This is a genomic window from Arthrobacter sp. JB02-1C (genome assembly GCF_057748045.1).
On sequence record NZ_CM173235.1, the window covers coordinates 1613613 to 1638801 of the forward strand.

Annotated in this window: 33 protein-coding genes and 1 tRNA gene; 18 read left to right on the forward strand and 16 right to left on the reverse strand. The window is 66.8% G+C overall.

Annotated elements, in window-relative coordinates; translation table 11 throughout:
- Positions 1 to 81 precede the first annotated feature (81 nt).
- On the forward strand, positions 82 to 1188 hold the full coding sequence (locus AC3ANP_RS07595; RefSeq protein WP_488332118.1) for an IS110 family RNA-guided transposase: 1107 nt from the start codon (positions 82 to 84) through the stop codon (positions 1186 to 1188).
- Between the two features lie 347 nt (positions 1189 to 1535).
- On the opposite strand, the gene AC3ANP_RS07600 is transcribed toward AC3ANP_RS07595, so the two are convergent.
- Complete coding sequence (locus AC3ANP_RS07600) at positions 1536 to 2150, reverse strand: MerR family transcriptional regulator (protein WP_488332709.1); 615 nt, start codon at positions 2148 to 2150, stop codon at positions 1536 to 1538.
- Positions 2151 to 2222: 72 nt separating this feature from the next.
- On the opposite strand from AC3ANP_RS07600, the gene AC3ANP_RS07605 reads away from it, so the two are divergent.
- Positions 2223 to 2696: a DUF4188 domain-containing protein gene (locus AC3ANP_RS07605; RefSeq protein WP_488332710.1), complete on the forward strand. Its 474-nt coding sequence runs from the start codon at positions 2223 to 2225 to the stop codon at positions 2694 to 2696.
- A gap of 35 nt (positions 2697 to 2731) precedes the next feature.
- Complete coding sequence (locus tag AC3ANP_RS07610; protein WP_488332711.1) at positions 2732 to 3661, forward strand: LysR family transcriptional regulator; 930 nt, start codon at positions 2732 to 2734, stop codon at positions 3659 to 3661.
- A 28-nt stretch (positions 3662 to 3689) separates the two neighbouring features.
- On the opposite strand, the gene AC3ANP_RS07615 is transcribed toward AC3ANP_RS07610, so the two are convergent.
- Both AC3ANP_RS07615 and AC3ANP_RS07620 read right to left on the reverse strand, forming a co-directional pair.
- A complete protein-coding gene (locus AC3ANP_RS07615) occupies positions 3690 to 5042 on the reverse strand; it encodes an MFS transporter (RefSeq protein ID WP_488332712.1) in 1353 nt (450 codons plus the stop codon).
- On the reverse strand, positions 5039 to 6118 hold the full coding sequence (locus AC3ANP_RS07620; RefSeq protein ID WP_488332713.1) for an MBL fold metallo-hydrolase: 1080 nt from the start codon (positions 6116 to 6118) through the stop codon (positions 5039 to 5041). The genes AC3ANP_RS07615 and AC3ANP_RS07620 overlap by 4 nt, the downstream gene beginning before the upstream one ends.
- A gap of 157 nt (positions 6119 to 6275) precedes the next feature.
- On the opposite strand from AC3ANP_RS07620, the gene AC3ANP_RS07625 reads away from it, so the two are divergent.
- Positions 6276 to 6686, forward strand: coding sequence for a YidH family protein (locus tag AC3ANP_RS07625; protein WP_488332714.1), 411 nt, complete (start codon positions 6276 to 6278; stop codon positions 6684 to 6686).
- Complete coding sequence (locus AC3ANP_RS07630; protein WP_488332715.1) at positions 6686 to 7021, forward strand: DUF202 domain-containing protein; 336 nt, start codon at positions 6686 to 6688, stop codon at positions 7019 to 7021. Before AC3ANP_RS07625 ends, AC3ANP_RS07630 begins: the two co-directional genes overlap by 1 nt.
- A 79-nt stretch (positions 7022 to 7100) precedes the next feature.
- Here the strand turns inward: AC3ANP_RS07630 and AC3ANP_RS07635 are convergent, their stop codons facing one another.
- Positions 7101 to 7631: a hypothetical protein gene (locus tag AC3ANP_RS07635; protein ID WP_488332716.1), complete on the reverse strand. Its 531-nt coding sequence runs from the start codon at positions 7629 to 7631 to the stop codon at positions 7101 to 7103.
- Between the two features lie 551 nt (positions 7632 to 8182).
- Here AC3ANP_RS07635 and AC3ANP_RS07640 point away from each other — a divergent pair.
- Positions 8183 to 8776: a class I SAM-dependent methyltransferase gene (locus AC3ANP_RS07640; protein WP_488332717.1), complete on the forward strand. Its 594-nt coding sequence runs from the start codon at positions 8183 to 8185 to the stop codon at positions 8774 to 8776.
- Positions 8777 to 8805: 29 nt separating this feature from the next.
- Here AC3ANP_RS07640 and AC3ANP_RS07645 read toward each other — a convergent pair whose 3' ends face one another.
- Positions 8806 to 9513, reverse strand: coding sequence for a TetR/AcrR family transcriptional regulator C-terminal domain-containing protein (locus AC3ANP_RS07645; protein WP_488332718.1), 708 nt, complete (start codon positions 9511 to 9513; stop codon positions 8806 to 8808).
- Positions 9514 to 9733: 220 nt separating this feature from the next.
- On the opposite strand from AC3ANP_RS07645, the gene AC3ANP_RS07650 reads away from it, so the two are divergent.
- The 3 genes from AC3ANP_RS07650 to AC3ANP_RS07660 are packed head-to-tail and all read left to right on the forward strand — an operon-like array spanning position 9734 to position 10598.
- Entirely contained in the window at positions 9734 to 9991 is a 258-nt protein-coding gene (locus tag AC3ANP_RS07650; RefSeq protein ID WP_488332719.1) for a hypothetical protein, read from the forward strand.
- A complete protein-coding gene (locus AC3ANP_RS07655) occupies positions 9991 to 10422 on the forward strand; it encodes a hypothetical protein (protein ID WP_488332720.1) in 432 nt (143 codons plus the stop codon). The genes AC3ANP_RS07650 and AC3ANP_RS07655 overlap by 1 nt, the downstream gene beginning before the upstream one ends.
- Positions 10419 to 10598, forward strand: coding sequence for a hypothetical protein (locus AC3ANP_RS07660; protein ID WP_488332721.1), 180 nt, complete (start codon positions 10419 to 10421; stop codon positions 10596 to 10598). Before AC3ANP_RS07655 ends, AC3ANP_RS07660 begins: the two co-directional genes overlap by 4 nt.
- Before the next feature lie 194 nt (positions 10599 to 10792).
- Here AC3ANP_RS07660 and AC3ANP_RS07665 read toward each other — a convergent pair whose 3' ends face one another.
- Both AC3ANP_RS07665 and AC3ANP_RS07670 read right to left on the reverse strand, forming a co-directional pair.
- On the reverse strand, positions 10793 to 11113 hold the full coding sequence (locus AC3ANP_RS07665) for a hypothetical protein (protein ID WP_488332998.1): 321 nt from the start codon (positions 11111 to 11113) through the stop codon (positions 10793 to 10795).
- Positions 11114 to 11554: 441 nt separating this feature from the next.
- On the reverse strand, positions 11555 to 11944 hold the full coding sequence (locus AC3ANP_RS07670; protein WP_488332722.1) for a hypothetical protein: 390 nt from the start codon (positions 11942 to 11944) through the stop codon (positions 11555 to 11557).
- A 472-nt stretch (positions 11945 to 12416) separates the two neighbouring features.
- On the opposite strand from AC3ANP_RS07670, the gene AC3ANP_RS07675 reads away from it, so the two are divergent.
- Positions 12417 to 12746 carry a hypothetical protein gene (locus tag AC3ANP_RS07675; RefSeq protein ID WP_488332723.1) on the forward strand — a complete coding sequence of 110 codons (330 nt, stop codon included), beginning with the start codon at positions 12417 to 12419 and terminating at the stop codon, positions 12744 to 12746.
- 56 nt (positions 12747 to 12802) lie between these two features.
- Here the strand turns inward: AC3ANP_RS07675 and AC3ANP_RS07680 are convergent, their stop codons facing one another.
- Positions 12803 to 13165 (reverse strand): cupin domain-containing protein, encoded by a 363-nt coding sequence (locus tag AC3ANP_RS07680; RefSeq protein ID WP_488332724.1) that lies wholly within the window; start codon positions 13163 to 13165, stop codon positions 12803 to 12805.
- Positions 13166 to 13667: 502 nt separating this feature from the next.
- Between AC3ANP_RS07680 and AC3ANP_RS07685 the strand changes: the two genes are divergently transcribed.
- Positions 13668 to 14030, forward strand: a complete 363-nt coding sequence (locus tag AC3ANP_RS07685; protein ID WP_488332725.1) for a hypothetical protein — start codon at positions 13668 to 13670, stop codon at positions 14028 to 14030.
- Positions 14031 to 14167: 137 nt separating this feature from the next.
- Here the strand turns inward: AC3ANP_RS07685 and AC3ANP_RS07690 are convergent.
- Positions 14168 to 14257: transfer RNA gene (locus AC3ANP_RS07690), tRNA-Ser, on the reverse strand.
- A gap of 174 nt (positions 14258 to 14431) precedes the next feature.
- On the opposite strand from AC3ANP_RS07690, the gene AC3ANP_RS07695 reads away from it, so the two are divergent.
- From AC3ANP_RS07695 to AC3ANP_RS07710, 4 genes are all read left to right on the forward strand, one after another.
- Complete coding sequence (locus AC3ANP_RS07695) at positions 14432 to 15463, forward strand: zinc-dependent alcohol dehydrogenase (RefSeq protein WP_488332726.1); 1032 nt, start codon at positions 14432 to 14434, stop codon at positions 15461 to 15463.
- Positions 15464 to 15466: 3 nt separating this feature from the next.
- The gene (locus tag AC3ANP_RS07700) at positions 15467 to 15865 is read left to right on the forward strand and encodes a 6-pyruvoyl trahydropterin synthase family protein (protein ID WP_488332727.1); all 399 of its coding nucleotides are present in this window, start codon (positions 15467 to 15469) and stop codon (positions 15863 to 15865) included.
- Positions 15866 to 15871: 6 nt separating this feature from the next.
- On the forward strand, positions 15872 to 16999 hold the full coding sequence (locus tag AC3ANP_RS07705; RefSeq protein ID WP_488332728.1) for a glycosyltransferase: 1128 nt from the start codon (positions 15872 to 15874) through the stop codon (positions 16997 to 16999).
- Between the two features lie 75 nt (positions 17000 to 17074).
- Positions 17075 to 18319 (forward strand): DNA glycosylase AlkZ-like family protein, encoded by a 1245-nt coding sequence (locus AC3ANP_RS07710; protein WP_488332729.1) that lies wholly within the window; start codon positions 17075 to 17077, stop codon positions 18317 to 18319.
- A gap of 28 nt (positions 18320 to 18347) precedes the next feature.
- Here AC3ANP_RS07710 and AC3ANP_RS07715 read toward each other — a convergent pair whose 3' ends face one another.
- Complete coding sequence (locus tag AC3ANP_RS07715) at positions 18348 to 18848, reverse strand: nucleoside deaminase (RefSeq protein WP_488332730.1); 501 nt, start codon at positions 18846 to 18848, stop codon at positions 18348 to 18350.
- Positions 18849 to 18930: 82 nt separating this feature from the next.
- Between AC3ANP_RS07715 and AC3ANP_RS07720 the strand changes: the two genes are divergently transcribed.
- The 3 genes from AC3ANP_RS07720 to AC3ANP_RS07730 are packed head-to-tail and all read left to right on the forward strand — an operon-like array spanning position 18931 to position 20845.
- Complete coding sequence (locus AC3ANP_RS07720; protein ID WP_488332731.1) at positions 18931 to 19770, forward strand: phosphatase PAP2 family protein; 840 nt, start codon at positions 18931 to 18933, stop codon at positions 19768 to 19770.
- Between the two features lie 12 nt (positions 19771 to 19782).
- Positions 19783 to 20418: a uracil phosphoribosyltransferase gene (gene upp / locus AC3ANP_RS07725; protein WP_488332732.1), complete on the forward strand. Its 636-nt coding sequence runs from the start codon at positions 19783 to 19785 to the stop codon at positions 20416 to 20418.
- 49 nt (positions 20419 to 20467) lie between these two features.
- Entirely contained in the window at positions 20468 to 20845 is a 378-nt protein-coding gene (locus tag AC3ANP_RS07730) for a glyoxalase superfamily protein (RefSeq protein ID WP_488332733.1), read from the forward strand.
- 43 nt (positions 20846 to 20888) lie between these two features.
- On the opposite strand, the gene AC3ANP_RS07735 is transcribed toward AC3ANP_RS07730, so the two are convergent.
- The 6 genes from AC3ANP_RS07735 to AC3ANP_RS07760 form a co-directional block, all read right to left on the reverse strand.
- Positions 20889 to 21668, reverse strand: a complete 780-nt coding sequence (locus tag AC3ANP_RS07735; protein ID WP_488332734.1) for an aggregation-promoting factor C-terminal-like domain-containing protein — start codon at positions 21666 to 21668, stop codon at positions 20889 to 20891.
- A 363-nt stretch (positions 21669 to 22031) separates the two neighbouring features.
- Positions 22032 to 22532 (reverse strand): hypothetical protein, encoded by a 501-nt coding sequence (locus tag AC3ANP_RS07740; RefSeq protein ID WP_488332735.1) that lies wholly within the window; start codon positions 22530 to 22532, stop codon positions 22032 to 22034.
- A 221-nt stretch (positions 22533 to 22753) separates the two neighbouring features.
- Positions 22754 to 23407: a phenylacetate--CoA ligase family protein gene (locus tag AC3ANP_RS07745; protein ID WP_488332736.1), complete on the reverse strand. Its 654-nt coding sequence runs from the start codon at positions 23405 to 23407 to the stop codon at positions 22754 to 22756.
- On the reverse strand, positions 23407 to 23916 hold the full coding sequence (locus tag AC3ANP_RS07750; RefSeq protein ID WP_488332737.1) for a hypothetical protein: 510 nt from the start codon (positions 23914 to 23916) through the stop codon (positions 23407 to 23409). The genes AC3ANP_RS07745 and AC3ANP_RS07750 overlap by 1 nt, the downstream gene beginning before the upstream one ends.
- 218 nt (positions 23917 to 24134) lie before the next feature.
- Positions 24135 to 24713: a sulfocyanin-like copper-binding protein gene (locus AC3ANP_RS07755; protein ID WP_488332738.1), complete on the reverse strand. Its 579-nt coding sequence runs from the start codon at positions 24711 to 24713 to the stop codon at positions 24135 to 24137.
- Positions 24710 to 24967 carry an SHOCT domain-containing protein gene (locus AC3ANP_RS07760; RefSeq protein WP_488332739.1) on the reverse strand — a complete coding sequence of 86 codons (258 nt, stop codon included), beginning with the start codon at positions 24965 to 24967 and terminating at the stop codon, positions 24710 to 24712. Before AC3ANP_RS07760 ends, AC3ANP_RS07755 begins: the two co-directional genes overlap by 4 nt.
- Between the last annotated feature and the right edge of the window lie 222 nt (positions 24968 to 25189).

The window sequence follows — 25189 nt, forward strand, 5'->3', positions numbered from 1 at the left end:
CCAGTCAGGCCACTGTTCCGCGCCGAAGCGCGGGGGGTGTGGACTGGTAGAGCCACATTTGAACGTCTGGAGGTTCCAGCCATGAATAAGCGTACTTATGTCGGTTTGGATGTCCATGCGCGCAGCGTGAAGGGCTGCGCGATTAACCATGAAACGGGCGAGATCCTGAGGCAGAGCCTGGCCGCCAGCGATGCCGGGATCGCCGAGTGGGTTTCCGGATTGCCGGGGCCGGTCCTCGTTGTTTATGAGGCAGGCCCAACCGGATTCGGTTTGGCCCGGCTGTTGGTCGATGCAGGGGTCGAGTGCCTTGTGGCTGCGCCCTCGAAGCTTCAAAGGCCGTCCGGGGACCGGGTGAAGACCGACGCGCGCGATGCCGAGCATCTGGCCCGGTTGGCACTGCTCGGACAGATTACGCCCGTGCGGGTTCCTGGCCGAGCGGATGAAGCGGCGCGTGATCTGGTGCGCGCCCGCGAGGACGTCCGTGCGGACCTGATGAGGGCCAGGCACCGGATCTCGAAGCTGCTGCTCCGCCACGGGCTGGTGTATTCCGGCGGCCATGCCTGGACCGGCGCCCACCACACCTGGCTGCACCGGCAACGATTTGACGATCCGGCCCTGCAGGCCGCCTACGAGGCAAGCCTGGAGACCGCGGAACTGACGCTGGACCGCAGAAACCGTCTGGACTCCAAGATCACCGAGCTGGCGGCAACCGACCGGTATGCCCCGGTGGTGCGGGCCCTGATGTGTCTGCGCGGCATCTCGGTGCTCACCGCCGTCGGCCTCGCAGTGGAAATCGGTGACTGGAACCGCTTCACCGGCAACACCATCGGCGCCTATCTGGGCCTGGTTCCCTCGGAACATTCCTCCGGCGCTTCCCGGTCCCAAGGCGGGATCACCAAGACCGGCAACACCCATGCCCGCCGCCTGCTGGTCGAGGCCGCCTGGCACCACCGCCGGCCCTACACTCACGTCAGCCAAGAGATGCGTTCCCGCTGGGACATCGCGGATGAAGCGTCCCGGGTCCGCGGCCATCAGGGCAACCACCGGCTGCACCGCAAGTGGGAGCAGTTCGAGGCCCGGCACAAACGCCGGGTCATCGCGAACGTCGCCGTAGCCCGGGAACTGGCTGGCTGGTGCTGGTCCCTCGCCGCCCCGATCCAACAGGAACAGCCATGGACGGATGAATAGACGTGTGCCGTTCCCGACCCGGCCTGGATGGCTCGGCAGCGTGGAGGAGACCCGCGATACACCTATGGACAACCGGCCAATCACCCGGTGACGCCCGACATTGCTAGACCAGCGGCACCCCTCCAGCCGAACACCTCGTCCTGCGGTAACCAACCCGCGCATATCAGCATGACAGCGCCTCACGTCGATCACGACGCGCCAGCCAACCGGAGACCACGCAGGGAACGGACACAAAAGAGCGGTCCAGGACAAACCAGCCCTGGACCGCTCACCCTTGCCCTCTTGACAAGGAACGCCTACATATCAGGGTGTAGTCGTCCCGGCGCCCGGTCACTCTGCGGGCCCAGTCACTCTGCGGCGCCGAAGCGCCGGAACGAGGCGGCCTGCTGGGCGAGCCGCCGCATGGCCAGCAGGACGGGCTCCATCAGCAGCGTTCCCAGTACGACGTGCCGCATCGTGGCCTCCGGCGAGTCGGTGGGGACGCTTTCGACGTCGGCCTCGGCAATGTCCTGCATGGCCAAGGCGTAGCGGTCCAGGAGCGCCTGCGGGGGTGCGAAGCCGGCGGCTGACAGCCCCTGTAGGGCCACCACCAGGGCCGCCTGGGTGTTGCGGTCGCACTCCGCTGCACCCCAGCCCCACCGGTCCAGGAGCTCCTGGGCCGCGGCGAGGTCTACGTCGGCCGGCGCCGGCCGGGTGACTGCCTGATGCGCGATGCCAAGAAAATCGTGGCCCGATTCCGGCGGGGTTTCCATGGCCAGCAGCACCTCGTGGGTGGCGCTGATGCTCAGCCCCGCGGTGCCCGTGAGGGCCCGGATGAGGTTCAGCCGGCGCACATGAGTCTCGTCGTAGCGCGCCTGGGTCGCGGCGGTCAGTTCGCCCTCGTGCAGCAGGCCTTCGCGCAGGTAGTACTTAATGGTCGCAACCGGAACCCCGGTGGCGGCCGCGAGCTGTGAAATACGCAAAAGATTCTCCTTGACTTAGATAGTGGCACTCCCCAATATTGGTGAGTAACGGTATCCAGTTAGGAGAAGCATATGGCGCGGATCAACTCCGGGCGTTACACGCACCGGCACCATGAGGGCTTAGTGGTCTTTCTGATCGGGATGCGGATCAACCGTCCGTGGCGGCCGGATCAGTGGCTGCCCGTCTTCCTTGCGATGCCGCGCATGCTGGCGGAGCTCTCCCGCGAGCCGTCGTCGGGGCTGCTGGGCTACCGGATGGCCATCGGTCCCGGCGGCCCGGTCATCATGCAGTACTGGGACTCGGCCGAGAAGCTCTACGCCTACGCCGCGCAGCCAGAGGCTGAACACCGGCCGGCGTGGTCCGCGTTCAACCGCCGCGCACGCAAGGCGCCCAACGCCGTCGGGATCTGGCATGAGACCTTCCAGACCGGCCGCACCGAGAGCATGTACGTTTCGATGCCGACCGTTGGGCTCGCCCAGGCAACCGGGCTGGTGCCGGTGGGGCCTGGGAGTCACGCCCAGGACCGGTTGTCACACCCCGGCTGACCGCGTGCCCCGGTCCGGGGGCCTACGCTGGGTGGGTGCTCGACTACACGCTGAAGCAGTTGCAGTATTTCGTCGCCATTGCGGACCATGGTTCGATTTCGGCTGCTGCTGCCGCCACCCACATTTCCCAGGCGGCCATGTCGCAGGCCCTTACCGAGCTGGAACGGATCGTGGGCTCCCAGCTGGTGGTCCGCCACCGTGCGCGCGGTGTTGTCCTGACCGCCGTGGGGTCGCACTTTTTGCGTGATGCCAAGGCCCTGGTCCGGCACGCCGAGGAGGTGCAGGGCCGGGTGCTGGAGCGGCAGGACCGCCTGGTGGGCCCGTTGGTCATCGGCTGCTACAGCGGCCTGTCGGCTTTTTGGCTGCCCGAGATTGGCCACGGCTTCATGAAGCCCAATCCCGGTCTTGAGGTGACGTTGATTGAGGGCGACGGCGGTGAGCTCCAGGAACGCATGCTGGACGGCTTCCTCGACGCCGTGTTAACGCACACCCGGCATCTGGTCCCGCGGGTGGCGTGGACCCCGGTGATGGCGGGCGTGCCGTATGTCCTCGTGTCTCAGGAGCACTGGGCCGCGGGGCGCAAAAGCATCCGGCTGGCTGAACTGGCCGACGACGATTTCGTCTCCCTGGACATGCCCTCGGTCCGCGAAAACCAGTTGGCCAATCTGCGCGAGTCCGGGCTGGATCCGAAAATTGTTTGGAAATCCAGCAGCCTGGAAGCGGTGCGGGGGATGGTGGCCAAGGGCCTCGGGTACACGGTCCTGGTCCAGCGGCCGCCCGTTGACCTGAGCTACGACGCTCTCCCGCTGTCCGTCCTTGCCATCGAAGACGAGGTGGGCCGCAGCGATATCTGTGTGGCGTACATGGAGTCCGACCGGCAGAGCCTGCGCCTGCGGGCCTTCATCGACTTCTGCGTCACGACCGGTCGGAACAAGGAACGGGAGCCGGTCGGCCGCGGCGGCTGACCGGCTCCCGCACCGGGGGGCTGCGGGACTAGATCTGGTCCGCCGTGAGGTCCTGGTCCTTGCCTTCCTTGACGGTGAGCAGGCACAGTCCGGCCAGGACGAAGGTCCCTGCCCAGACGACGCCCGTCAGCCACAATGATCCACCGGTCGCGAGCACCAGGGCGCTGACGATCATCGGGGTGAAGCCGGCTCCCAGAGTCGAGGAGAGCTGGTAGACCAGCGAAGCGCCGGTGTACCGGATGCGGGTGGGAAAGAGCTCGGCCGAAAACGCGCCGAAGGGGCCGAAGATGGCTGCCTGGATGATGCCGTTAGCAATGAAGAGCGCCAGCGCAAAGAGCCACAACTCGCCGAGTTCCAGCATCCACATGATGGGCAGCGCCATCAGTGCGCCGGCAGCGATCCCGGCAAACATCACCGGCCGGCGTCCCAGCCGGTCCGAGTGGCGCGCAGCGAACCAGATCCCCACGACGGTCAGCGCCGCACCGACCGCCTTGACGTTCAGGACGGCGGTGCGGTCCATGCCCGCACTGTCGACCACGAAGGAGATGGCCCAGACCGTCATGAGTCCCTGCACCGTGTAGGAGCTCATGCCAACCAGCGTGCCCTTGATGACGCTGATCGGGTACCGGGTGATGACCTCCAGGATGGGGATCTTTTTCTCCTTGGCCTTGTTCTCCAGGGCCAGGAAGAGAGGGGACTCGGAGACCTTGAGCCGGATGACCAGGCCAATCGCGATCAGGACGATGCTGATGAGGAAGGGGATTCGCCAGCCCCAGCTCAGGAACTGATTGTTCGGCAGGACGGAGACGGCGGAGACGGCGAGCGTGGCCAGGACCGCGCCTGCGGGGCCGCCCATGTTGGCGAAGCTCGCCGCGAAGCCGCGGCGTTCCTTGGGGGCGTGCTCCAGCGCCATGAGCATGGCGCCGCCCCACTCGCCGCCAACCGCCAGGCCCTGCACCACGCGCAGCACGATCAGGGCGACGGGGGCGAGCATGCCGATTTGGGCGGTGGTGGGGAGCAGCCCGATCAAGGTCGTGGCGATGCCCATCATGAGCATCGACGCGATCAGGACGCCCTTGCGGCCCAGCTTGTCTCCGAAGTGGCCGAAAACGATGCCGCCAATGGGGCGGGCCAGGTAGCCCACGGCCAGCGTGGCGAACGAGGCGAAGATGGCTACGGCCGGATCGAGGTTGGTGAAGAAGACCTTGTTGAAGACCAGCGAGGCGGCCGTGGCGTAGAGGATGAAGTCGTAGAACTCGATCGCACTGCCGATGAAGGAGGACGCGAGGATCCGCCGCATCTGGGGCGTGTTGAAACCGGTCTCGGTGATGTTCGCCGGGGCCGCTTCGGTCCCGGCAGGGGCAACTGCTGATGTTTTCATAGGGAGGGTGCCATTTCCGCTTCAGTGTCGGGAACCTCAAGGGCTTCATTGCCGCCGAGGGTGGAGAAAGAGATCACGTCCAAGTCGTCCGGGACGTAGAACTCGCCGGCAAACTCGTTGGCGTGGGAAAGCCAGACGGAGGTGGGGGTGGTTCCGGGAACCAGGTGGTGGAGGGCCAGCCGGGAGGCTCCCGCCTTGCTGGCCAGGGCGGCTGCATCCTTGGCCGAGGTGTGCGACCGGCGGTGGTGGTCCATGGAGGCCTGTGCCTCTTCTGTCGCCGTTCCGCCGTAGGTGCGGGAAACCCACTCGAAGTCGATGGCCTCGTGGAGCAGCAGGTCTGTTCCGCGGGCGAGCCGCACCAAGTTCTCACACGGGGCGGTGTCCCCGGAAATGGTGACGGATCCTTCCGCGGTATCGAAGCGGAAGGCGAAGGCAGGCGCGACCGGAGGGTGCTCCACCAGTGTTGCCGTCACGCTCACCAGTTCATCCCGGTAAATCTCAAACGGCTCCATGCCTGCGGGGGTCGGGTTGTCATTGGGGTCATAACCGATCCCGCCGGGCAGCTCGATATCGGAGGCTGCGAAGCGGTCCAGCGGCGAGGGCCGCAACGCGTCGATCACCCTGTCGTTAAGGTCGGCACCATAGGCGCGCATGAGGTGCTCGAACATCGCTTTCGTGCCCGGCGTCGGCTGCTCCGGGAAGAGCGGCTTCGGGGGGACCACCGCGCGCGGCGACACCGGCGGCAAGGCGCCGCGGTCGCCGGGCCCGATAATCCGAACCGGTTCCTGGTCCGGGCGCAGGGTGAAAAGCCCGAAGATGGCCAAACTTGCCAGGTCAATGCAGTGGTCCGAGTGCAGATGGGTGAGGAAGATTCCGCGCAGGTTCCCGGCCGAGTATCCGGCCTTCATCAGCTGGTTCCCTACGCCGGTGCCCGCGTCCACGAGATAGACCGCATCACCGACGACGACGGCGGTGGCTATCCCCGCGCGCCGGCCGGCGTTGACGCCGGTCCACCAGCGGGGCCCGCCGGCGGTGCCCAGGGTGACGACATGGGGGTTCAGGGAAGTGCTGCTCACAATGACCTTTCAAGTACGCCTCCGTCAACGTGACGTGAGTCTCAGGAAGCCACTCTTCCGGGAAACAAAAGCGTTGTAAAACTGTTTAAAGCAAGCATTCACCTCGGTTTTACCGGTGAAGGGATGAATTCGTGAAGCCGCCGGAGGCTGGCATAGCATGAGCGAAAACCCCGCGATCAGGAGAGCGATGACCGAGCAGGAGCAAGGACGCGGCTGGTTGGCCCGCAAGGTGCTGCCCGGCGGCAAGGAACCTGATCCGAGGTTTACGCTGGCCAATGAGCGCACCTTCCTGGCGTGGATCCGCACGTCTTTAGCTTTTCTGGCCGGTGGTCTCGCGCTGGAAGCATTCGCCATCGAGGCCTTCCCCGAGTCCTTGCGCAAAGTGCTGGCCGTCCTCTTGACGGCTATCGGGATGCTGGTCGCTGCAGGCGCGGCGGTGCGGTGGGTCTCGGTGGAGCAGAGCATGCGGCATGGCCGGCCGCTCCCGCTGCCCATTGTGGTGCCGCTTCTTGGCCTGGGCATTGCCGTGGCCGCCGCCGTCGTGATTAGCCTGATCGTGCTGAACTGATGCCGACGCAGGCCCTTCAGCCGGGCCATCAGGACCCGGGGCTGCAGCCAGAGCGGACCCTGCTCTCCTGGGGGCGGACCGCCATGGCGCTCTTCGTTGCCGCCCTGGTTTTCCTCCGCTGGCTGCCGCACTACGGTGTCAGCATTCTCATTCTGGTCGCAGCGGCTGCGGCCACCGCGGGCGGCATCTATGCCACCCAGCGCAGCCGGTATTCCGTGCGCGTTCACGGCATCGCGGCCGAACGGTTCCACCCGGACGTCAGCGCGGTGTTCTGGACCAGCGGTTCCGTCCTGCTGCTGGGCGTCCTGGCCCTGGGCATCCTGCTCAGCTCCTGAGGGGCCGAGGGCTTGGTCCGGGGAACGACAGCCCAAGAACGGAACCGGGAGCGGGCGGTGCAGGAAGGCGCAACCATCGTCACCGGACGCTGACTTTGATGCCGGCGACCGCACCCGTCCATGGGCCGGAGGGCGCGGGGCGCAGCAACACCGCACCCAGGTATCCCTCCCGCAGCTCGACGGTCTGTGTGTGGACCGCAGAGCAGTCGACCTCCACTGACGTGTGCGCCGTGCCGCCGCCGGGGAGGCGCTGTTCGAGATAGACCTGTGCGTGCTCAATCCCGACGCAGGCCCCGGTGAGGATGTGCGGCCCTGCTTTCTGCACGGTTGCATAATCCGAGAATCCTTTGCCTGGGCCGTCAGCCGGGCCAGTGGCCGAGAGCACCAGCTCACCCGGAGCCTCCGCCAGGAGTCGCTCCAGTTCGACGTAGTTGCGCTTCTCCAGGACCAGCACATCCGGGGCCTTCTCGATCCGTGCCGCGGGGCCAGGAACACCGGTTCCGGTCACAGTGGTGACTGGCTGGTCGGCAGGGCCCTCCTCATAGGTGCAGGCCGACAGTACGGCGGCGACCACCATGCCGGCGAGCACGGCAGGATAACGGGCAGGCATGATTCCCCCACGACCAGGCATGCGCTGAGTCTACGGAACCCCGACCGGAAGGCAAGCTGTTCCGTTATGCCTGACGACCCGTCCAGCCAGCCGATGGCATCACGGTTCTCTCGGGCGGACAGACATTGTGATCGACAAGCATGCGGCCGGGGCCGAATAATGAGAAGTGGGCCGGGCACTGGCCTCCCATCGCACGTGTTCGGCTGTCTATCTCGTCTGGGGCTCCTGTTCCTCAGGCTGTGATCGTCCAGGCAACGAAAGGGGCGGGTAGCAATGGGAAGCCTTCCAGTGGGGATTATCGAGTGGCTGTGTTGGATCATCGCCATCGGCTGCGCCGGTGTGGCGATGATCCGGGCGGGCGTTGTTTCGGCCGGACCAGGTCCCGGCATACGAGAGAAAAGCGGCCTGATCGCCGCTCTCTGGATCATCTGCGCTTTTTCTGCCGTAACGGGATTCGTCCTCGCAGCCGCCGCCGTCCGGGCAGGGGGCAGCTGACAGTCCGCTCCTGGGGTTGCCGGCTACCTATCCGGAGCCTGGCCAGACTCGATGGCATGGGCAACGCTGTGAGGGATGCCTATTCGCGCAGGGCGGTGGAATACGTCGAACGCTTCGCATCAATGGCTACTGTCCACCCTTCGGATTATCAATTGGTGGCGGCCTGGGCGGATGGTATCGAGGGCGCCGTGCTCGACGCGGGGTGCGGGCCGGGCCAGTGGACGAACTTGATCAACGAAGCCGGGATTCCTGTCCTCGGAGTTGACCTGGTTCCCGAGTTTATTGTGCACGCCCGCCGCACCTATCCCGGGATCCCGTTCCAGTCAGGCAGTCTTGACGCCCTCGACGTCGGCACCGGGACAATTGGGGGAGTCCTCGCCTGGTACTCGCTGATCCACCATGAGCCAGCCACGATCCGCACGCCTCTCCGCGAGCTCCGTCGGGTCCTCAGGCCCGGCGGCGCCCTGTTGATCGGCTTCTTCGAGGGCCCGGTCATCGAAAAGTTCGACCATGCGGTTGTCCCTGCATATCAATGGCCAGTGAAGGATCTCTCCATCGAGCTGGTAGCCGCGGGATTCGAGGTGTTCGAGTCGCACGCCAGGACGACCGCCGGCCAGCGGTCTCACGGCGCAATTTTCGCCCGCACGTAGTGAAGCTCGAGATGAAGAACGGGCGAGCTTTAGTTCCCGGGCTGGGCGCCGCGCCGGGAAAGCTGCGTGCCGAGTCCTGAGAGCAGAATGCTGAGTCCCTCGTCGAGTTCCGCCGCGCCGTCATAGTCGGCGAGGACCGGGGCGAGGGAGCGGAGCCGGGGAAACTCTTTTGGCGGCAGTCGGTGCAGCCCAAGGCGGAGAACCGCTTCGTGCTCATCCGGATCCACAACGTATTCCTGGAGCTCGTTGAGGATGTGGCCGTAGAGGAAGCCGTAGTACGCGCGGTAAACGTGGAGTGCGTCGCCCGGGGCGAATCCGGCGTCGATCAGCAGCGACAGGATTTGTTCCAGCGGACGCAGGGTTCCAAGGGGCCGGAGGCCCAGGGGTGTCGACAAGGGGCGGGTCACGAGCAGGGACACGACGTTGGGGTGCCGGAGCGCCAGGAGCCGCAGGTCGTGGGCGATGTGGCGGAGCTGGGCCTGCCAGTCCGGATCGTCGGGGAAGATCGTCAGCTCGTTCAGGACCAGCTCCGAGACGCCATCCAGCAAGGCTGCCCGGTTTTCGGCGTAGCGGTACAGGCTCATCGGGTCGCGGCCCAGTTCCTGCCCCAATCGGCGCATCGTAAGCGCGTCGAGCCCCTCCTCGTCAACGAGGGCAAGCGCCGCTGACAACACGAGCTCCCGGCTCAGCTTCTTCTTGCCGGCACGCCCGGCGGACGTAGTCGCTTCGGGTGGCATGTGGTCCGATCTGCAGTATCGAGGGTCGCTTCCAAGAAAGTAAGGAAGCTTGCTTATTCCGTAGTCTACGCCTAAAGTCTACGTCGTAGAGAAGTTGTTATTCCGCTATCAAATGCGGACCCTGCAACTCCGCTTGCTTCACCGCCCCGTGCAGGGCTTTGAGGCTTTAGTCGCTGTAGCCACACGGCGGCGCCATTGCACCCATCGGAACGAGCCAACCATGGCACATTCGCACTTCGACCAGTTCCTGCAGGAAGCCACCGTCCAGGATCCCGATTCCCTTGATCCCTTGGGACGGGACTGCCTCTACGGCCTCTACACCAGTTGGTGCTTCATCTCGCAGGCCGATCCGCAACCCGAGGACGTCTTCTGGGCGGTTATGAAAGAGAAACAAGTCCACCCCCAACGCACGGGGCTCCGGATCAAGGGACCTGCGGCGGCGGACTATCTGCTGGCCAGCTACCCGGGCCTTGTTTGATGGAAATTTCCGCTCCTGCCTACACCTACGTGCCGCGGGACGCGCACCAGCCCCAGGGCCGCCGTCCGTGGTGCGCCACCTGCCGCACCGACCGGCACCTGCTCGTGGCGCCCGTGACCACGCTCAATGCGCAGCAGGAAACACTGGCCGCGGCCATCAGCTGCACGGCGTGCGGCGGCTCACGGGTCGTTGCGACCACTGCTGCGTTCCTCGCCGCAATCCAGGGAGGCAATCCAGGCGGTGGCGACGTCGTGCACCTGGACGCCGGCTACATGCACTGCGGCGAACCCATGGTGCCGCCGGATACAGAGCGGGTGAGCGCCCACACGGTGATTTCTACCGAGCCTGGACCCGCAGACTTCCTGTCGGTCTATCTTCAGACCCGCGTCATGCGCTGCCGCTGCGGCTTCCAAATGGAAATACCGAGTTGAGCAGGCCAGCCCCGTTCGCCCACACCAAGGAAGCCATCGTGACCCAGCAGCATGACACCGACGCCCCCATCGAACTGCCCAGCCTGAACGACTTGGATTTGTCGCCAAACGGTCTCGCTGACGCCCCCGCGGCCCAGGTCGACGCCAGCAGCCTTGTCTACGTCGGCAACAGCTAAACAACGGCAGGCCCAGACGCCCAGCCGTGGCAAAGCAAAGGCCCCTGCTTCCCTTGTAGACAGAGGGAAGCAGGGGCCTCGCTATTTGGCGGTGACGGTGGGAATGGAAACCATTACGGATGCCAGGTGCGGTCGGGGTGTTGCCTCAAGAAACCCGTAAACTCAGCGATTTTGGCCGCTTTGCTCACAGAGACTCACGGATGCTCACAGGTACTCCTGCCGCAGCGCCGTGGCCTCCCCCCCCAACGGAGGCCTGTGTAGGCAAGGAAAAGTACAAGGTCGGGGTGCCGCGATGTGAGTGCCAGCGCCTCGAACTGGGAATGCGACAGGAACACCTCATCGGGGATTGGCTTCTTTTTGATCGTGAGGTCGCGCGCCGGGTTTTTCGTGATTCTGTTGCCTTCGACGGCGTGGTCGAGGACGCCAGCTAGGAGGTCGCGGACCCGGGCAACGGTCGTGTGAGATCGCTTCTCGCCAAGTTCATTCAGCCATGCCTGTACGTCGCGCTTGGTGATTGCCCCGACCGCGCAGCTACCACCGCAAACGCGGTCAACGCGCCCTCGGACGGCTGACACCCATCGAGTTTGAGACAATAAAAAACGCGGCCTCAGCCGCGTAGAAATTATCAACCCCAGCTGTCAACCAAACCTTCTGCTGTTCAGCCAGGGGGGCTGCAAATTCTGCCGGGAGGGCAGGCGGCGCCTCAACGTAACGGCGGCAGCGCGTGGCCTTCTTCGGTGCGGCTTTGCGCAGCAGCGAGGGGAAGACCTGGAAGATCCGCTCGTCGAAGGCCCGCTCGAAGCCGCACAGTGCGGATTGTCTGCGGGCGCATATCGGGCTTGTTGCGGCGGGTGAACCGTCCGGTCAGCACATGCCACTTGGGCTCCGTGCCCCGGAACGGTCCCTCGTGGAAGCCCATGCGGAGTCGCCAGATGTTGGCACCGGCTTTGGCCAGTTCAAGCTAAATCCCGGTCAAGCAAACGCTCATGCAGGTGATCGACTGGGCGGCCGTGGTCCGCGAACAACGTTGTCGGGGATGTCATCCAAAAGACGATGCCTTGGCCACTCCGGCCGTACTCCATGGCGATCTCCTTCAAGCTTTTCAATAGAGGGCGGACTCTCCTCGGAGCCTCACTGCCGGTTGAAGGTTCCAACAGGAATCCCGGGTACAGGTTCTCGCCGCGATACCGGAGCCCGAAGTCTGGCAAATCCGTGGCGTCCCCTTGTCCGAGGATGGTCTGGGCTTGACTCTCCGTGAGAAGCCCGAACGCTTGACCGATCTGCTTCACCACGTTGATCTTGGCCTGAACAGACCGGGCCAGTTGAGGCGAGGCGTCGCGGTCCACGCTCTCCAACGCGCGGAACAACGCTGCCCTAGTTTCTGCAGCACGCGACTGCGCATCCTCAGGACTGCCGAGCTCACGACCGTTGCTGGCCGCCGTCGGCGCAGGATCCAACCGGTAACGCGCATGTGCATTCCAGCCTGGGCAGACACTTCTATTCGCGGGTCGACACCGCTGCGCTCCCCGTTAGACGCTCAGGAAAGCCGCATGTCCGCGACGCCTCCAGGGCGCTGGCATGACGGCGGGGTCATAGGTCCGGAATTCCGGGGTGCCAGCGGATGCTTATGACCATGGTTAGAAGAGTTCCGGCCGCATCGAGAAGACCTACACGCCGAGGACCGGTCTCCGTTGACGGCGCCGGGACGGTGCCCGGCGGTAAAGTGCTGCAGCTGAGCGGGGAGAGGTGTGCCCCACCCTCCAGCTTCTCGTGGGCAGCTGGGTCGTCCAGGGACGGCCAGTCAGCAGCGCTGAGTTCATGAACATCACTTACTGGGACCACCACCGTCAGATCCTCGAGTCACCCGATGGGCGCAAGCTGAGCAAGAATCCCGAGGAAAGGGACCATGCCATCGGACAGCGCCTCGCACCGATCATGGCAACTTTTGGGCATGCGACTGCGCAGGACGGGCGGTCGCTCAGTCTTGCCCACGCAGCGGTCTCGGGATTGACCGGAGCAAGCCTCCACGTGCCGGTGCTACGGATTCCGTTAGCTGCCGTTCAGACCTGGTGGGCCACTTCGTCGGTGATCGATGTTAACCGCAGCTTTGGCGGCGGAGTCGGCGTCGGTGTCGGTTTCGCTTTCTAGCCAGTCAGCCTGGCTTAGACAGCGACTTCGAATCGTCGGCGTCCCGGGTCCCCCGTTCAGGCTTTGGCGTAGTCGGCGAATCCCTGCCAGTCGATTACGACACAAGGTTCGTCCCCGAGCACCCAGGCGTCATGTCCTGGCGCCATGGTGGCGAAATCACCTGGCCCATACTCCATTTCCTCGCCGTCGTCCATGACGACCTTCATTCGTCCGGAAACGAAATACCCCATGTGGGAGGCCTGGCAGCTTTCCGTTTTGGCGATTGGTTTTACATGCTCGGACCAGCGCCAGCCAGGAAGGAATGTGGCCCGCCCCACGGCACCTTCTTCCAGGTTGACGAGTTGAAGCTGGCCCTTACCGCCTTCGAAAGGACGTGTCTCCTCAGGCGAATCGAGGCTTTTGCGAACTAAGCTTGGCATCGTGACCTCCTATGGCCGGTGCTGCTTGTTGTTGTGAGTTTGATTCCGGCTGCTGCTCTCCGGCGAGGGCGCCAGCCGGGCCGGGCCCTCCCTGGGAGAGACCCATTTGGATGACTTGATCGTATTGCTCCAAGGTGGCACCGCTGAATTCCAGATGACTGCGACAGCCATGACTTTCTCTTTGCGGGCCGCGAGGCAACGCCGCGAAACTGGTTGATACAGCACGGTCTACGCTCACCAAACGGGTCCGTCAATCCATTGCCGGTACGGGCGTGGTACCGAAAACCGCCGACGCTGATAATAGCTACCGTCTTGATCCTGCGGAGCCCTGTGCTGGAGAACCTGGCCTGTGGCCGCATGGCCTCCCCTATTGGGGACCGCGGGCCCCCGTCCAGACGACTTTTCAACAGCTGGTGCAGCGTCCGCTCAGTGACGTGAAGCCCCTGGGCTGTTTCGGACCCCTCGGAGATGATGAATGCATCGAGCTGAGGGGGGCGAGGGAATGTCTGCTGCGGATATAGAAGCCAGAGCGTCCAGGAAGGAAGTCATTCGACGAATACACGACGATATCCTTGCGGCCGAACTCCGGGTTGCCTTGGACGAGGTCCGGGGACGACAGACGCCGGAGGCGGTGGTGCGACTGGCACAGCTAACGCCCCCGAAGCCGCCGTCACCCTTCGTCACGTTGAGAACGGCGGACGGGAAGCTCCGCAGGGATCCTGAGGCTCGGAGAAAATTATCCCTCCACGTGCGCCGCAATATTTTGGCGGCGCAGTTGCGGGTGGCCTTGGACAAGGAACGGGGCCGGGTGACTCCTGAAGCCGTGACGAGGCTGGCCCAGATGGAGCTTCCATCCCTAAGGTGAAGGATTTCGGGCCGCCGCGGAGCTAATGCACGTGCATTGGCATACCGTTCCGGCGGCGGTCCTCGAAAAATGCACCAAAAATGCACCACGAAGGTCCTTGGAATGCAGAAAACCCCCGGTTTTCCGGGGGTTTTCTTTGGCGGTGACGGTGGGATTTGAACCCACGTTGGCTTTGACACCAAACAACATTTCGAGTGTTGCACCTTCGGCCGCTCGGACACGTCACCAACCTGACTAGGGTACCGGAGCGAGGCGCCGAACCCCAAAACGGGACCGGAAAAGTGCCGCAGCAGCGCCCTCCGCCGCAGGGCCGCACCCCCGCCCCCAACAGCACCGACTCGGCCCCCGTCCGGCCCGGCAACTTCCCCCCGTCCGCCGGCGGCACTAGATTCGTAAGCAAGATGAGCAACGCGAACCAGCTACAGGCACCCACCACAGCAACCGCATACTGGACCGTCGGCCCGGAGAAGGGCGAACTCCGGCGCGAGGACCTGTCCGTGCCCGGGCCCGGCGAGGCCCTGGTCCGGGCCCTCTACTCCGGGATCAGCAAAGGCACCGAAATCGTGGTGCACAACGCCCGCGTGCCCGAATGCGTTGCCGAGGAAATGGCGGCACCGCACCAGGAAGGCAGCTTCCCGTCGCCGGTGAAGTTCGGCTACCTCTCGGTCGGCGTCGTCGATGACGGTCCGGCGGACCTGCTGGGCAAGACCGTCTTCTGCCTGCACCCGCACCAGGACCGCTACATCGTCCCGGTCGAATCCCTCACCGTGGTCCCGGACGGCGTTCCGGCCCGCCGCGCCGTCCTGACCGGCACCGTGGAAACCGCCGTCAACGCGCTCTGGGAGGCAGGTCCCCGGCTCGGCGACCGGGTGGCCGTGATCGGCGCCGGGCTGGTCGGCGGCATGGTCGCCCAACTCCTCGGCACCTTCCCGCTGGGCCGGCTGCAGCTGATCGACGTCGACCCCGCCAAGCGCGCCTTCGCCGAGACCCTCGGCGTCGACTTCAGTCATCCCGACGACGCGCTGCCGGACTGCGACATCGTGATCCACTGCTCCGCCTCCCAGTCGGGCCTGGAACGCGCCCTGCAGCTGGTCGGTGACGAGGGCGAAATCATCGAGATGTCCTGGTACGCGGACCGCAACGTCACCCTGCCGCTCGGCGAGGACTTCCACGCGCGGCGGCTGTCCATCCGCGCCAGCCAGGTGGGCGTCGTCGCCCGCGCCCGCCGGCACCGCCGGACCACCGCCGACCGGCTCAACCTTGCGGTCTCGCTGCTCCGCGACCCGGTCTTCGACACCTTCCTCACGGGCGCCTCACCCTTCAGCGAGCTGCCCGACGTCGTCCAGCGCCTCTCCGACGGGAGCCTGGACGCGCTGTGCCACGTCATCGAATACTCCGAAGATCCCGCCGCCACACCAGAAAGCACGAGGTAATCAGTGTTTAGCCTGACCGTCCGCCGGAATTTCATGATCGCCCACAGCCTGCCGCGCCCCGCCTTCGGCCCCGCACAGGGTCTGCACGGGGCCACCTTCGTCGCAGAGGTGACCTTCCGCCGTCGGGCGCTGAACCAGGACTCGATCGTGCTGGACATCGGTGAAGCAGGGGAGATCCTCGACGGCGTCGTGGCGGGCCTGAACTACAAAAACCTCGACGAGCACCCGGACTTCGCCGGAAAGCTCAGCACCACCGAAGCGCTGGCCCAGTACGTCGCAGACGCCGTGGCCGCAAAGATCCGCGGCGGCCAGGACGGGCAGGCGCTCGCCGGGATCGACGTCACGCTGCGGGAGACCCCGGACGCCTGGGCCAGCTACTCACTCGAGTTCGACGCCGCCTGACCACCGATGGACGTCACCGCCCTGCGCCTGGTGCTGCCCGGGAACGTCCGCCACAACTCGGGCGGGAACGCCTATAACGCCGCCCTGCTCCGCGCCGTCGCAGGCCTGGGCGTCGCCGCGGAAGCGTGCGCGGTCGACGGCGACTGGCCGGTCGGCAGTGCCGAGGACCGGCGGCGGCTGCGCCTGGTGCTCACCGCACCCGCCGCAGGCCAGGTCACGCTGGTGGACAGCCTCGTCGCCTGCGGGGCGCCCGAGGAACTCGAGGCAGCCGCTGCCGCGGGAGCGCCGGCCTGGATCCTGCTGCACATGCCCCTGGCCGAACACCCCGAACGCGAACGCCGTGCCCTGCAGGCCGCGGCCGGCGTGATCTGCATCAGCGACACGGCCGCTGCCGACCTGCGGGAACGGCACCGCAGGGACCGCACCGGGGGCACCGGTGCCTCCGGCGGCCCCGGTGCCCCCGGCGGCAGGCGCGGGCTCGGCGGGCTGGACCGGATCGGGATAGCCCGCCCCGGAACCGAGCGCGCCGCCGTCGCCGCCGGCTCCGAGCCGCCGCACCTGCTGGCTCTCGCCGCGCTGCTGCCCAACAAAGACCAGCTCCTGCTCCTGCGGGCGTTGTCGCGGCTGACCGATCTGGCCTGGACGGCAACCCTGGCCGGCTCGGACACGGCCGGTCCCGCCTACGCCGCCCTGCTCCGGCACGAGACGGGCCGCCTTGGCCTCACGGAGCGCGTCACGCTGCCGGGCGAGCTGCGCGGAGCCGGGCTGGCGGCGCAATGGTCGGCCACGGACCTGAGCCTGCTGATCTCCCGGGCCGAAACGTACGGCCTGGTGGTCACCGAATCGCTCGCCCACGGAGTACCCGTCGTCGTCCGGCGGGGCACCGGGGCCGTGGAAGCGCTGGGCGCCGGAACCGCAAGTCCAGCCGGAACCGCAGGCGGGACAGCGGACCTGCCGGGCGCCGTCGTCCGCCTTGACGAGGACCCGGCACCGCTGGCGGCCCTGCTGCGCCGCTGGCTCACCGAACCGGCACTGCGCGCCCGGTGGCGGGGCGCAGCGCGGGCGGCGCGGGAGCAGCTCCCCGGCTGGGACGCCACAGCGCGGTCCGTGCTGGCGATCCTCGCCCCCGACTGACGCGGGTGCCGGTGTGGGACCACAACGGCACCGAAATGCGAGCTCCTTGGCGGACGGAGGGGGGAGAATGTCCCCATGACGACCCAGCCTGTAGCCGTGCACCTGCCGCCCGCCGCGAGCCTCACCCCGGAGCGGCTCCGCGCCTGGTCCTGGCACCGGCAAGGCCTGGACGGCTCACTCACCGGCCGCACCGCCGAAGAGGTCCTGGCCCGGGCCGGCTGGGCCCGGTCCGTCGGCGGCGCCAACCCGTACCTGACGCTCTTCGCCCGCGCCGGCATCCGCCGCCCGCAGGTGGACGCGGACGTCCTGGCCCAGCGGATCCTGGAACTCCCGACGGCGCGCGGCTGCACCTACGTGCTGGGCCGGGACGACTTCGCCTGGGCCCTCCGGCTGGGACAGGCCGCCGCGGAGGCCGGCTTCCGGGTCCTCGGCCGGCTCGGCGTGGACCGCGGCGAAATCGCGCTGCTCGAGGAACAGGTGCTGCACACCCTCACCGAAGCCGGCGCCCCGCTGGACCCGCGGCAACTGAAGGACGAACTGGGTGAGTCGGTGCGCAGCCTCGGCGAGGAAGGCAAGAAGAAGGGCGCCGCCACCACGCTGCCCACCGCACTTGGCATCCTGCAGTCGGCCGGGCGGATCCGGCGCGTCCCCGTCGGCGGCCGGCTGGACCAGCAGCGCTACGCCTACGAGGCCTGGGAGCTGGCGCCCAGCGGGCTCAGCGACGCGGAAATCCAGGCCGAACTGGTCCGGCGCTACCTGGGCTGGACCGGCGGCGCCACCTTCAAACAGTCGCAATGGTTCACCGGCTTCACCGCCGCGCAAAGCAAGGCAGCGCTGGCGGCCGTGGGCGCCGTCGAAGTGCCCACCGCAGCCGCCGGCGAAGCGCCGCTCTGGATGCTGCCGGACGACGTCGAGCAGTTGGCCGCCTTCGAGCCGCCGGCGGAGGAGCAGATCCAGCTGCTCGCCGGCAGCGATTCGCTGGTGCTGCTGCGCCGGAACGCGGCCGACCTGCTCGCCGGGGAGGACCGGGGCAAGCCGGCGCTGGGCTCCCTCGCGCTGCAGGCAGACCTGCCGGACCACCCCATTCTGGACCGCGGCCGGATCATCGGCCTGTGGCAGTATGACCCGGCCCGGGAACGGATCGCTGCCTGGCTGTTCGGTGCCTCCACCCCGGCCATCAGGGCGCGGATCGCGGACGTGGAGGCATGGATCACCGAAGACCTCGGCGACTTCCGCGCCTTCAGCCTGGATTCGCCGGCGTCGCGGCAGAAGCGGATCGATGCGCTGGACGGCTCCACGACGGCGACCGCCGAGCGCTGACCCGGTCCCCGCGGCCCTTCAGCATCCTTCAGGCGCGGTGGCCGGCGAAGAAATCCCGCAGCAGGTCGCCGCACTCGGCTTCCCGGACCCCCGCGTACACCTCCACCCAGTGGTTCAGCCGGCGCTCGCGGAGGACGTCGAACACCGAGCCCGCGGCCCCGGCCTTCTCGTCCCAGGCGCCGAAGACCACCCGCGGGATCCGGGCCAGCACGACGGCGCCGGCGCACATCGCGCACGGCTCCAGCGTCACGACCAGCGTGCAGTCCGCCAGCCGCCAGCCGTCATGGTCCAGGCCTGCGGTGGCGCGGGTACCCCGTAGTCGTGCGGCCGCCTCCCGGATGGCCACCATCTCCGCGTGCGCCGTCGGGTCCCCGAGTGCCTCCCGTTCGTTACGCCCGGTGCCAAGCACCGAACCGTCCGGTCCGATCACGACGGCGCCGATCGGCACATCCGCAGTGGCCAGCGCCCGGCGGGCTTCGGCGAGGGCAAGGCCCATCCATTCCGCATGGCGTGGCTCCGGGGTGGTCATGGCTCAATGATAGTTTCGACGCTATGCATCCTCAGTACGCTGTGTACCGGGGCCGGATGCAGGAGGAAGTCAGGAGACGCCAGTGACGACGAAGACCGAGAGTTGGCTGACGCGGCGCTGGGGCAAGTGGGTGGTGCCCTACGCCGCGTTGTGGATCACGATGCTGATCGGCGGCGTCGTGGTGGTGGTGCTGGCGCTGCTTAGCGCCGAAGTCTACGACAACGTGGTGGACTCCGCCGGCCTGGCGAACCTGGACAAACCCACGCTGGCGTTCATGGAGCAGCTGCGCAGCCCCGGCCTGGACGCGTTCGTCACCGGTTTCACCAACATCGGCGGCGGGATCGGGATGCCCATCCTGGCCAGCATCCTCACGGCGTGGCTGATCTGGACTTCACGGACCTGGCGGCCGCTGATCCTGGTCGGCGGTGCCGCAGCGGTATCGGTCACCGCCACCGCCGTGGGCAAGAAGCTGATCGGCCGGACCCGGCCCGACCACGCCGACGCGGTGCCTCCCTACGAGAACTCGCCGTCCTTCCCCAGCGGCCACACCCTGAACACCACCGTGGTGATCGGGCTGGTGGTCTACCTCGCCTGCCTGCAGGTGCAACGGACCCTGGCCAGGGTTGGCCTCATCACCGCCGGGGCGCTGTTCATCTTTGCGATGGGCATGAGCCGGGTCTTCCTGGGACACCACTGGATGACCGACGTGATCATCGGCTGGGTGCTGGGCCTGGCCTGGGTGGGGATCGTGATCCTGGCCCACCGGTTGTTCCATGTCCTCCGGCACCGGGAACATGCAGGCGCCCCGCCGACGTTCGACAACGACGCGCACCCGGACGACGGCGCCGCGGGCGGCCGGGACGCCGAAGCGGCCGACGCCGATACCCGCGGTCCGGCGGGCGGGCCGCCGATGTCCGGATGATAGTTTTGACCCATGCGCACTCTCGTTGTGGACCACCCGCTGGTCGCCCATAAGCTCACCGTTCTGCGGGACAAGAACACCCCGTCGCCGGTCTTCCGGCACCTCACCGAGGAGCTCGTCACCCTCCTGGCCTATGAGGCGACCCGGGACGTCCGCACCGAGCCGGTCACCATCGAGACGCCGGTCAGCACGACGGTGGGCACGGCCTTCACCAAGCCCACCCCGCTGGTGGTTCCCATCCTGCGGGCCGGGCTCGGGATGCTGGAGGGTATGACCAAGCTGGTCCCCACCGCCGAGGTGGGCTTCCTGGGCATGGCCCGCGACGAAGAGACCTTGGACATCATCACGTACGCGGAGCGCCTGCCCGAAGACCTGACCGACCGCCAGGTCTTCGTCCTGGACCCGATGCTCGCAACCGGCGGCACCTTGCGTGAGGCAATCAAGTTCCTCTTCAAACGCGGCGCCTCCGACGTCACCTGCATCTGCCTGCTCGCCGCGCCGGAGGGCCTGGCCAAGCTGGAAGAGGAACTCGCGGACGCCAATGTCACCATTGTGCTGGCCTCGATTGACGAGAAGCTCAACGAAAAGTCCTACATTGTGCCCGGCCTGGGCGACGCCGGCGACCGGCTTTACGGCATCGCCGTCTAGCACCCGCTGCGGGGTTCCGGCGGGCGGTAACCCGGGCTAGCCTGTGCCCATGGACTGGAAACTTGAACTCGTGATTGTCCCCGTGTCCGATGTGGACCGCGCCAAGGATTTCTATGTCAACAAGGTCGGGTTCAACGCCGACTACGATGAGCGGCCCTCCGAGAGCATCCGGTTCGTCCAGCTGACCCCGCCGGGTTCCGGGTGCTCGATCGCGATCGGCGAAGGGCTCGGCGACGCAGCGCCCGGCACCGCTCCCAGCCTGCAGCTGGTGGTGGACAACATCGAGGCCGCGCACCGGCAGCTCAAGGACAACGGCGTGGACGTCAGCGACATCGACGTCCAGGACTGGGGCCACTTCCTCTACTTCGCCGATCCGGACGGCAACAAGTGGGCGGTCCAGTACATCCCCGGCCGCGCCGGCGGCTAACGGGCAGTGCCCGGCGGGGGCGTTCCGTGCCAGCGGCTGCGGCTCAGTACCAGTTGTTGGCGTAGTGGAAGTTCAGTGCACCGCAGGGGGAGCCGTACCGCTCCTGGACGTACTGCAGGCCCCAGTTGATCTGGGTCCGGTAGTTGGTCAGGTAGTCCGCGCCGGCGCTGGCCATTTTTTCGGCCGGCAGTGACTGGACCACGCCGTAGGCGCCGCTGCTGGAGTTGGTGGCTGTGGTCAGCCAATCCGATTCCTTGGTCCACAGCTTCAGCAGACACTGCATCTCGCCGGCAGCCCAGCCGTGGGCGGGCAGCTGCGCCTCGGCGTAGGCCTGGGCGCCTGCGGGGTCGTCGACGGCGACCGGTGCCGCCGCTGCGGCAGGAGCCGGTTCCGCGGCGGGTGTCGGTGCCACGGCAGCGGGGGCCGGGGGAGCGGGCGCCGCGGCGGCCGGGGTCTCTGCGGGCTTGATCTGGGAAGCCTGCGCCTCGATGCTGAGCGGCGAGGGGGACGCAGGAGTGGTGCTGGCCAGCCGTTCGAAGTCCAGCTGCTGCAGGGACACTTCCTTTGACGCATCGGCGGGCCGGGCTGCCGTGCCCGAGGCCTGGCCGGCGGCGCCGGCGCCCAGCAGGGCGGCCATCGTGGCGGCTATGAAGACGGCGCGCCTGCCTCTGGAAGGGGCGGTACCGGTGCGGGTCCGCTTGCCGTGCGCCGCGGGGCGGGACCCTGCCGGGCGTGGTGCCGGCTTGGCGCGGTGCCGCGCGGAGTCCCCGTCCGACGCCTGTTTAGCGCCTCCCGGGCGCAGTTGTGCCTTAAATTCAGTCATGATCGCCTCTCAACGCTTCGGAGCTAGCTGTTGGGTTCGGAACAAAGATCCGGCCGCATGGAATCTGGGCATGGCGGCTTAACCCACGGGGTGCATGGATGCAGAAGGTCCCGGAACTCGGGGTCCCCGTCTCTGCCTGGTCCAGCGGAATCCGGGAAGCGGCAGAGTGTGGCGTAGGCCCGGATGTGCGGCCAAATTGACGGGCGCACCTTGAAACGGTATCGGACTTTCAGGCAGAAGTCACATTTAGGTAACGAATAGTCGGCGGTCGGCGCGGCGGTTTGCCACCCCGGCGTGGGGCATCGGGCATCCGCGGTGGGCCCGTCCGAGGGCCTGCAGGGGCGCCCGGGCGGCGGGTGGCGGCTAGTGCACCCGAAGGTGTCCCGGCTGGTCCGCCTGCAGCCTACCGGTGCCGGTGAGATCGATGTGCCGGTGGTAGATCCGGCCCTTTTTCGCCTTCCCCGACGTGCCGCTGCCACCCGAGGCGATAATGCCGAAGATCCAGATCACGATCAGCACATACTGCTGCAGGCAGACCCACGCCATGCGGAAAGGACCCGGCCAACCGCCGTCGGCGTTCCGGACGAACGCGCTCCCTGCGGCCAGGCACCCCAGGGTTCGGCCTGCGAAACATGCCATCCCGTAGACCAGCGAACCGCCGATCCACGCGCCGATTGCCGCCAGGACAGGCAGGGACCCGCCGGATGACCTGCCGGCGGTCAGGAAGTACGCGGCGGCGGCAACTGCAGCCAGCACAACGACGTCAACCCCAAAGACGCCCAGCACCTTTCCCGGGCCCGCCAGCAGGATCGGATCGCCGTTGTCGAGGCGGGCAACGTACTTTTCTGCTTCTGCTTCTGTCATGTTCATGCACCCTCAAGGGGACCAACGGCGGATACTTTGGCCAGCGAGCGCAGTTGGGCCGCGTCGGCGCCATGGATTCCAGTCAAGAGTTCCCCCGAATAAGTTTGTGTGGGCCGAAGTAGCCACCTTAGTTTATGTGGGGCCGGCCCCCGCCGCGATGGGGAGAGGTAGGTACCCGCGGGTCAAGCGTGCGAAGTTGGTTGCGGCCGGTCAGCGTGTGGTCAGGATCTGCGCGGAAGTCCGCGCACAAGCGGTGCTTTGCCCAGGGCTGTGCGCTCGACACTCTCAACCAAACGGATATCCAACTGCGTCCCCACCACGCCCGATGATGTGAGGGCGGCGGCCAGTTCGGAGCGGAGACGGTCGACTGAGACGTCTTTCGCCAGGCCCGCAAGGAGCACGCGCAGCGCGGAGGGTTTCTGGATGACCTGCCACCCCGCGACGGTGGCCTCGTCCAGGACGTTGTGAAATACATTCGGGTGGACACTGACGGGCCCCTGCCGTCCTGGTAAGAGCAGGATGTCCTCCACTCGCCCCTCCACCGTCTTCAACAAAGCGAATGACCGGCCGCACGGACAGCCCCGTCCGCCGAGTCCTACCCGGTCGGACATTTCATAGCGAATGAGCGGAAGCGTTCTTGAGAACAGGACCGTCACCAGCAACCTGGTGCCGACGGTCCCGACCGGGACCGGCGCCCCGGCCTGGTCGACGGGTTCAACGATCACCAGATCCTCATACACGTGACTGCTCCGGAAAGAACACGGGGACGCGATGCCTGCAGTCTCAGTGGCCGCGTAGACATCGAACGGCCGGCTGCCCCACGCGGCTTCCATTTCAGCCGCCGCCTGAGCGCTGAGCACCTCGGACGCAGACATCACAGCCTCGGGCGCGATGGCCAGCCTGCCCGCGCGCTGTTCGGCGGCCAGGGGCCGCAGGGCCGAGGCATAGCCGACCAGGCTTCGGGGCTGGAAGCCGTGAGGGCCGCGACCGTTTCTGCCATGGGGGCGGTCACGTCGAGGCGGAGGGTCGGGACCATGCTGGAGCGCAGGGAAGCCCCGACGACGGCGGACTGGTGCGTCTGTACACGGGAGCTCACCACCGCCACTTTCAGGGGTCGGCCAAGGCCGACGGAAATTCCCGCCCAGTCATTGGCGCGGGCGTATGAGGCCAGGACGGTGCCCCATTCGGACCGGTCCCAGATGAAGGTTCCACGGCGGCCGGTCGTGCCCGCTGTTGCGGCAGCCCACCATCGCCCTTTCCACGGGATGCCCGGGTCCCCGCCCGTTTCGCTCAACGCCTGCAAATGGTCCTCCACATCCGCAAGTCTCAGCCGGGGCACAGTGACGGCCTGATCGAAGTCCGCCATCAGCTCCGCCTTGGTCACCACCGGCAAACTGCTCCAGCGGCGCATCCAACAGACCCGCGTGATGCCTTCGATAGAACGCTGAACCCGAGTAGGCGACCCGGCGCAGTTCCCCTAAAGCCTTTTCCTGGTGGTCGGCAATCTGGCCGGCATCCCACTTGTCCCTGCTGCGCCAGGCAAGCCGCAGGCCCAACAGGCGGGATAACAGTGCGATGTCCATGGGCGCGATGTCCTTGGGGCTAGTTCACCGTGAGCTGGGTGTACATGCCGGCGGCGTAATGGCCCGGGAGGTTGCAGACCAGTTCATAGCGCCCCGGCGGCAGGGTGACGGTGACCCAGCCCGACCCGCCGGGCAGGATTCCTTGTCCGGCGCCGTCGGCGCAGGTGCTGGACGGTTCCCCGAGGCTGCCGGACTCATCGATTTTGGCGTCCCCGCCGATCGGGCGGCCGCCGGGGAGCTGGTTGTCAGGAAGGGGAAGGATGACCAGTTCATGGCTGATGGTGCCCCCGTTGGTGACCAGGAAAGACACCATGCCGTGTGCCACGGCGCTTCGGTCTGCCGTCATCCGCATGGCGCCGTCCATCATCCCGTAGCCATTGGGTCGGCGCATCATGGGTCCGCCCATGTTGGTCAGCGAAACGTTGACGACCGGCCCGGGAAGAGCAGGGGCCACGCACCGGGACCGGGACGTAAAGCCTGCGCCGCCGTGAGGCAGCACAGTGCCCACGATGGCGACCGCCGCGAGGGACAGTACGGTCAGAAGGATCACGGCTGCGATCCCGAGAATGACCTGCCCGCGGCGCGAAGGGGTTTTCATTCCTGGCGCCTGAGCGCCGCCCGCCTGGCGGTAAACTCCTGTTCGTCGATTTCCCCGCGGGCGAAGCGCTCATTGAGAATACGCTCGGCGCCCTCGTGCGGCGGCCGCGGCGCGGCCGGACCTTCACCCGGATGGGGACGCCGGAGCAGGAGCACAACGACGGTCACCACTCCGCCCCAGAAGATCAGCATCATCAGAGCCATGGCCACCCATGCGCCGATGCCCCAGCCATTCCCGTCCCAGCCATCCATCATGGTCAGACCTCCTCTTCTGAAGCTAAGTTCGCGCCGCCTCTCGGAACAGGGCATAACGCCCCGGCGGACGCCCAGGCTGTAGCCTTAACCTGTCTAACGCCCGACACTGCCATCCGGAGGGAGAATGCCATGACCGCAGCTTTTATGAGCCATGCCGCAGCCGCCCTTCGCCGAGCATTCCTGCTGATGGGCCTGCTGGCCATCGTGGCCGGATTCCTGGGC

Bases quoted from the DNA above. Each gene is read 5' to 3' on its own strand.
- AC3ANP_RS07710 (WP_488332729.1), top strand. From the start codon at position 17,075: ATGACGACCCAGCCTGTAGCCGTGCACCTGCCGCCCGCCGCGAGCCTC.
- upp (WP_488332732.1), top strand. From the start codon at position 19,783: ATGCGCACTCTCGTTGTGGACCACCCGCTGGTCGCCCATAAGCTCACC.
- AC3ANP_RS07605 (WP_488332710.1), top strand. From the start codon at position 2,223: ATGGCGCGGATCAACTCCGGGCGTTACACGCACCGGCACCATGAGGGC.
- AC3ANP_RS07755 (WP_488332738.1), bottom strand. From the start codon at position 24,713: ATGAAAACCCCTTCGCGCCGCGGGCAGGTCATTCTCGGGATCGCAGCC.
- AC3ANP_RS07615 (WP_488332712.1), bottom strand. From the start codon at position 5,042: ATGAAAACATCAGCAGTTGCCCCTGCCGGGACCGAAGCGGCCCCGGCG.
- AC3ANP_RS07675 (WP_488332723.1), top strand. From the start codon at position 12,417: ATGAACATCACTTACTGGGACCACCACCGTCAGATCCTCGAGTCACCC.
- AC3ANP_RS07760 (WP_488332739.1), bottom strand. From the start codon at position 24,967: ATGATGGATGGCTGGGACGGGAATGGCTGGGGCATCGGCGCATGGGTG.
- AC3ANP_RS07695 (WP_488332726.1), top strand. From the start codon at position 14,432: ATGAGCAACGCGAACCAGCTACAGGCACCCACCACAGCAACCGCATAC.
- AC3ANP_RS07655 (WP_488332720.1), top strand. From the start codon at position 9,991: ATGGAAATTTCCGCTCCTGCCTACACCTACGTGCCGCGGGACGCGCAC.
- AC3ANP_RS07650 (WP_488332719.1), top strand. From the start codon at position 9,734: ATGGCACATTCGCACTTCGACCAGTTCCTGCAGGAAGCCACCGTCCAG.
- AC3ANP_RS07645 (WP_488332718.1), bottom strand. From the start codon at position 9,513: ATGCCACCCGAAGCGACTACGTCCGCCGGGCGTGCCGGCAAGAAGAAG.
- AC3ANP_RS07680 (WP_488332724.1), bottom strand. From the start codon at position 13,165: ATGCCAAGCTTAGTTCGCAAAAGCCTCGATTCGCCTGAGGAGACACGT.
- AC3ANP_RS07705 (WP_488332728.1), top strand. From the start codon at position 15,872: ATGGACGTCACCGCCCTGCGCCTGGTGCTGCCCGGGAACGTCCGCCAC.
- AC3ANP_RS07715 (WP_488332730.1), bottom strand. From the start codon at position 18,848: ATGACCACCCCGGAGCCACGCCATGCGGAATGGATGGGCCTTGCCCTC.
- AC3ANP_RS07635 (WP_488332716.1), bottom strand. From the start codon at position 7,631: ATGCCTGCCCGTTATCCTGCCGTGCTCGCCGGCATGGTGGTCGCCGCC.
- AC3ANP_RS07630 (WP_488332715.1), top strand. From the start codon at position 6,686: ATGCCGACGCAGGCCCTTCAGCCGGGCCATCAGGACCCGGGGCTGCAG.
- AC3ANP_RS07640 (WP_488332717.1), top strand. From the start codon at position 8,183: ATGGGCAACGCTGTGAGGGATGCCTATTCGCGCAGGGCGGTGGAATAC.
- AC3ANP_RS07735 (WP_488332734.1), bottom strand. From the start codon at position 21,668: ATGACTGAATTTAAGGCACAACTGCGCCCGGGAGGCGCTAAACAGGCG.
- AC3ANP_RS07745 (WP_488332736.1), bottom strand. From the start codon at position 23,407: ATGTCTGCGTCCGAGGTGCTCAGCGCTCAGGCGGCGGCTGAAATGGAA.
- AC3ANP_RS07625 (WP_488332714.1), top strand. From the start codon at position 6,276: ATGAGCGAAAACCCCGCGATCAGGAGAGCGATGACCGAGCAGGAGCAA.
- AC3ANP_RS07685 (WP_488332725.1), top strand. From the start codon at position 13,668: ATGTCTGCTGCGGATATAGAAGCCAGAGCGTCCAGGAAGGAAGTCATT.
- AC3ANP_RS07730 (WP_488332733.1), top strand. From the start codon at position 20,468: ATGGACTGGAAACTTGAACTCGTGATTGTCCCCGTGTCCGATGTGGAC.
- AC3ANP_RS07595 (WP_488332118.1), top strand. From the start codon at position 82: ATGAATAAGCGTACTTATGTCGGTTTGGATGTCCATGCGCGCAGCGTG.
- AC3ANP_RS07740 (WP_488332735.1), bottom strand. From the start codon at position 22,532: ATGACAGAAGCAGAAGCAGAAAAGTACGTTGCCCGCCTCGACAACGGC.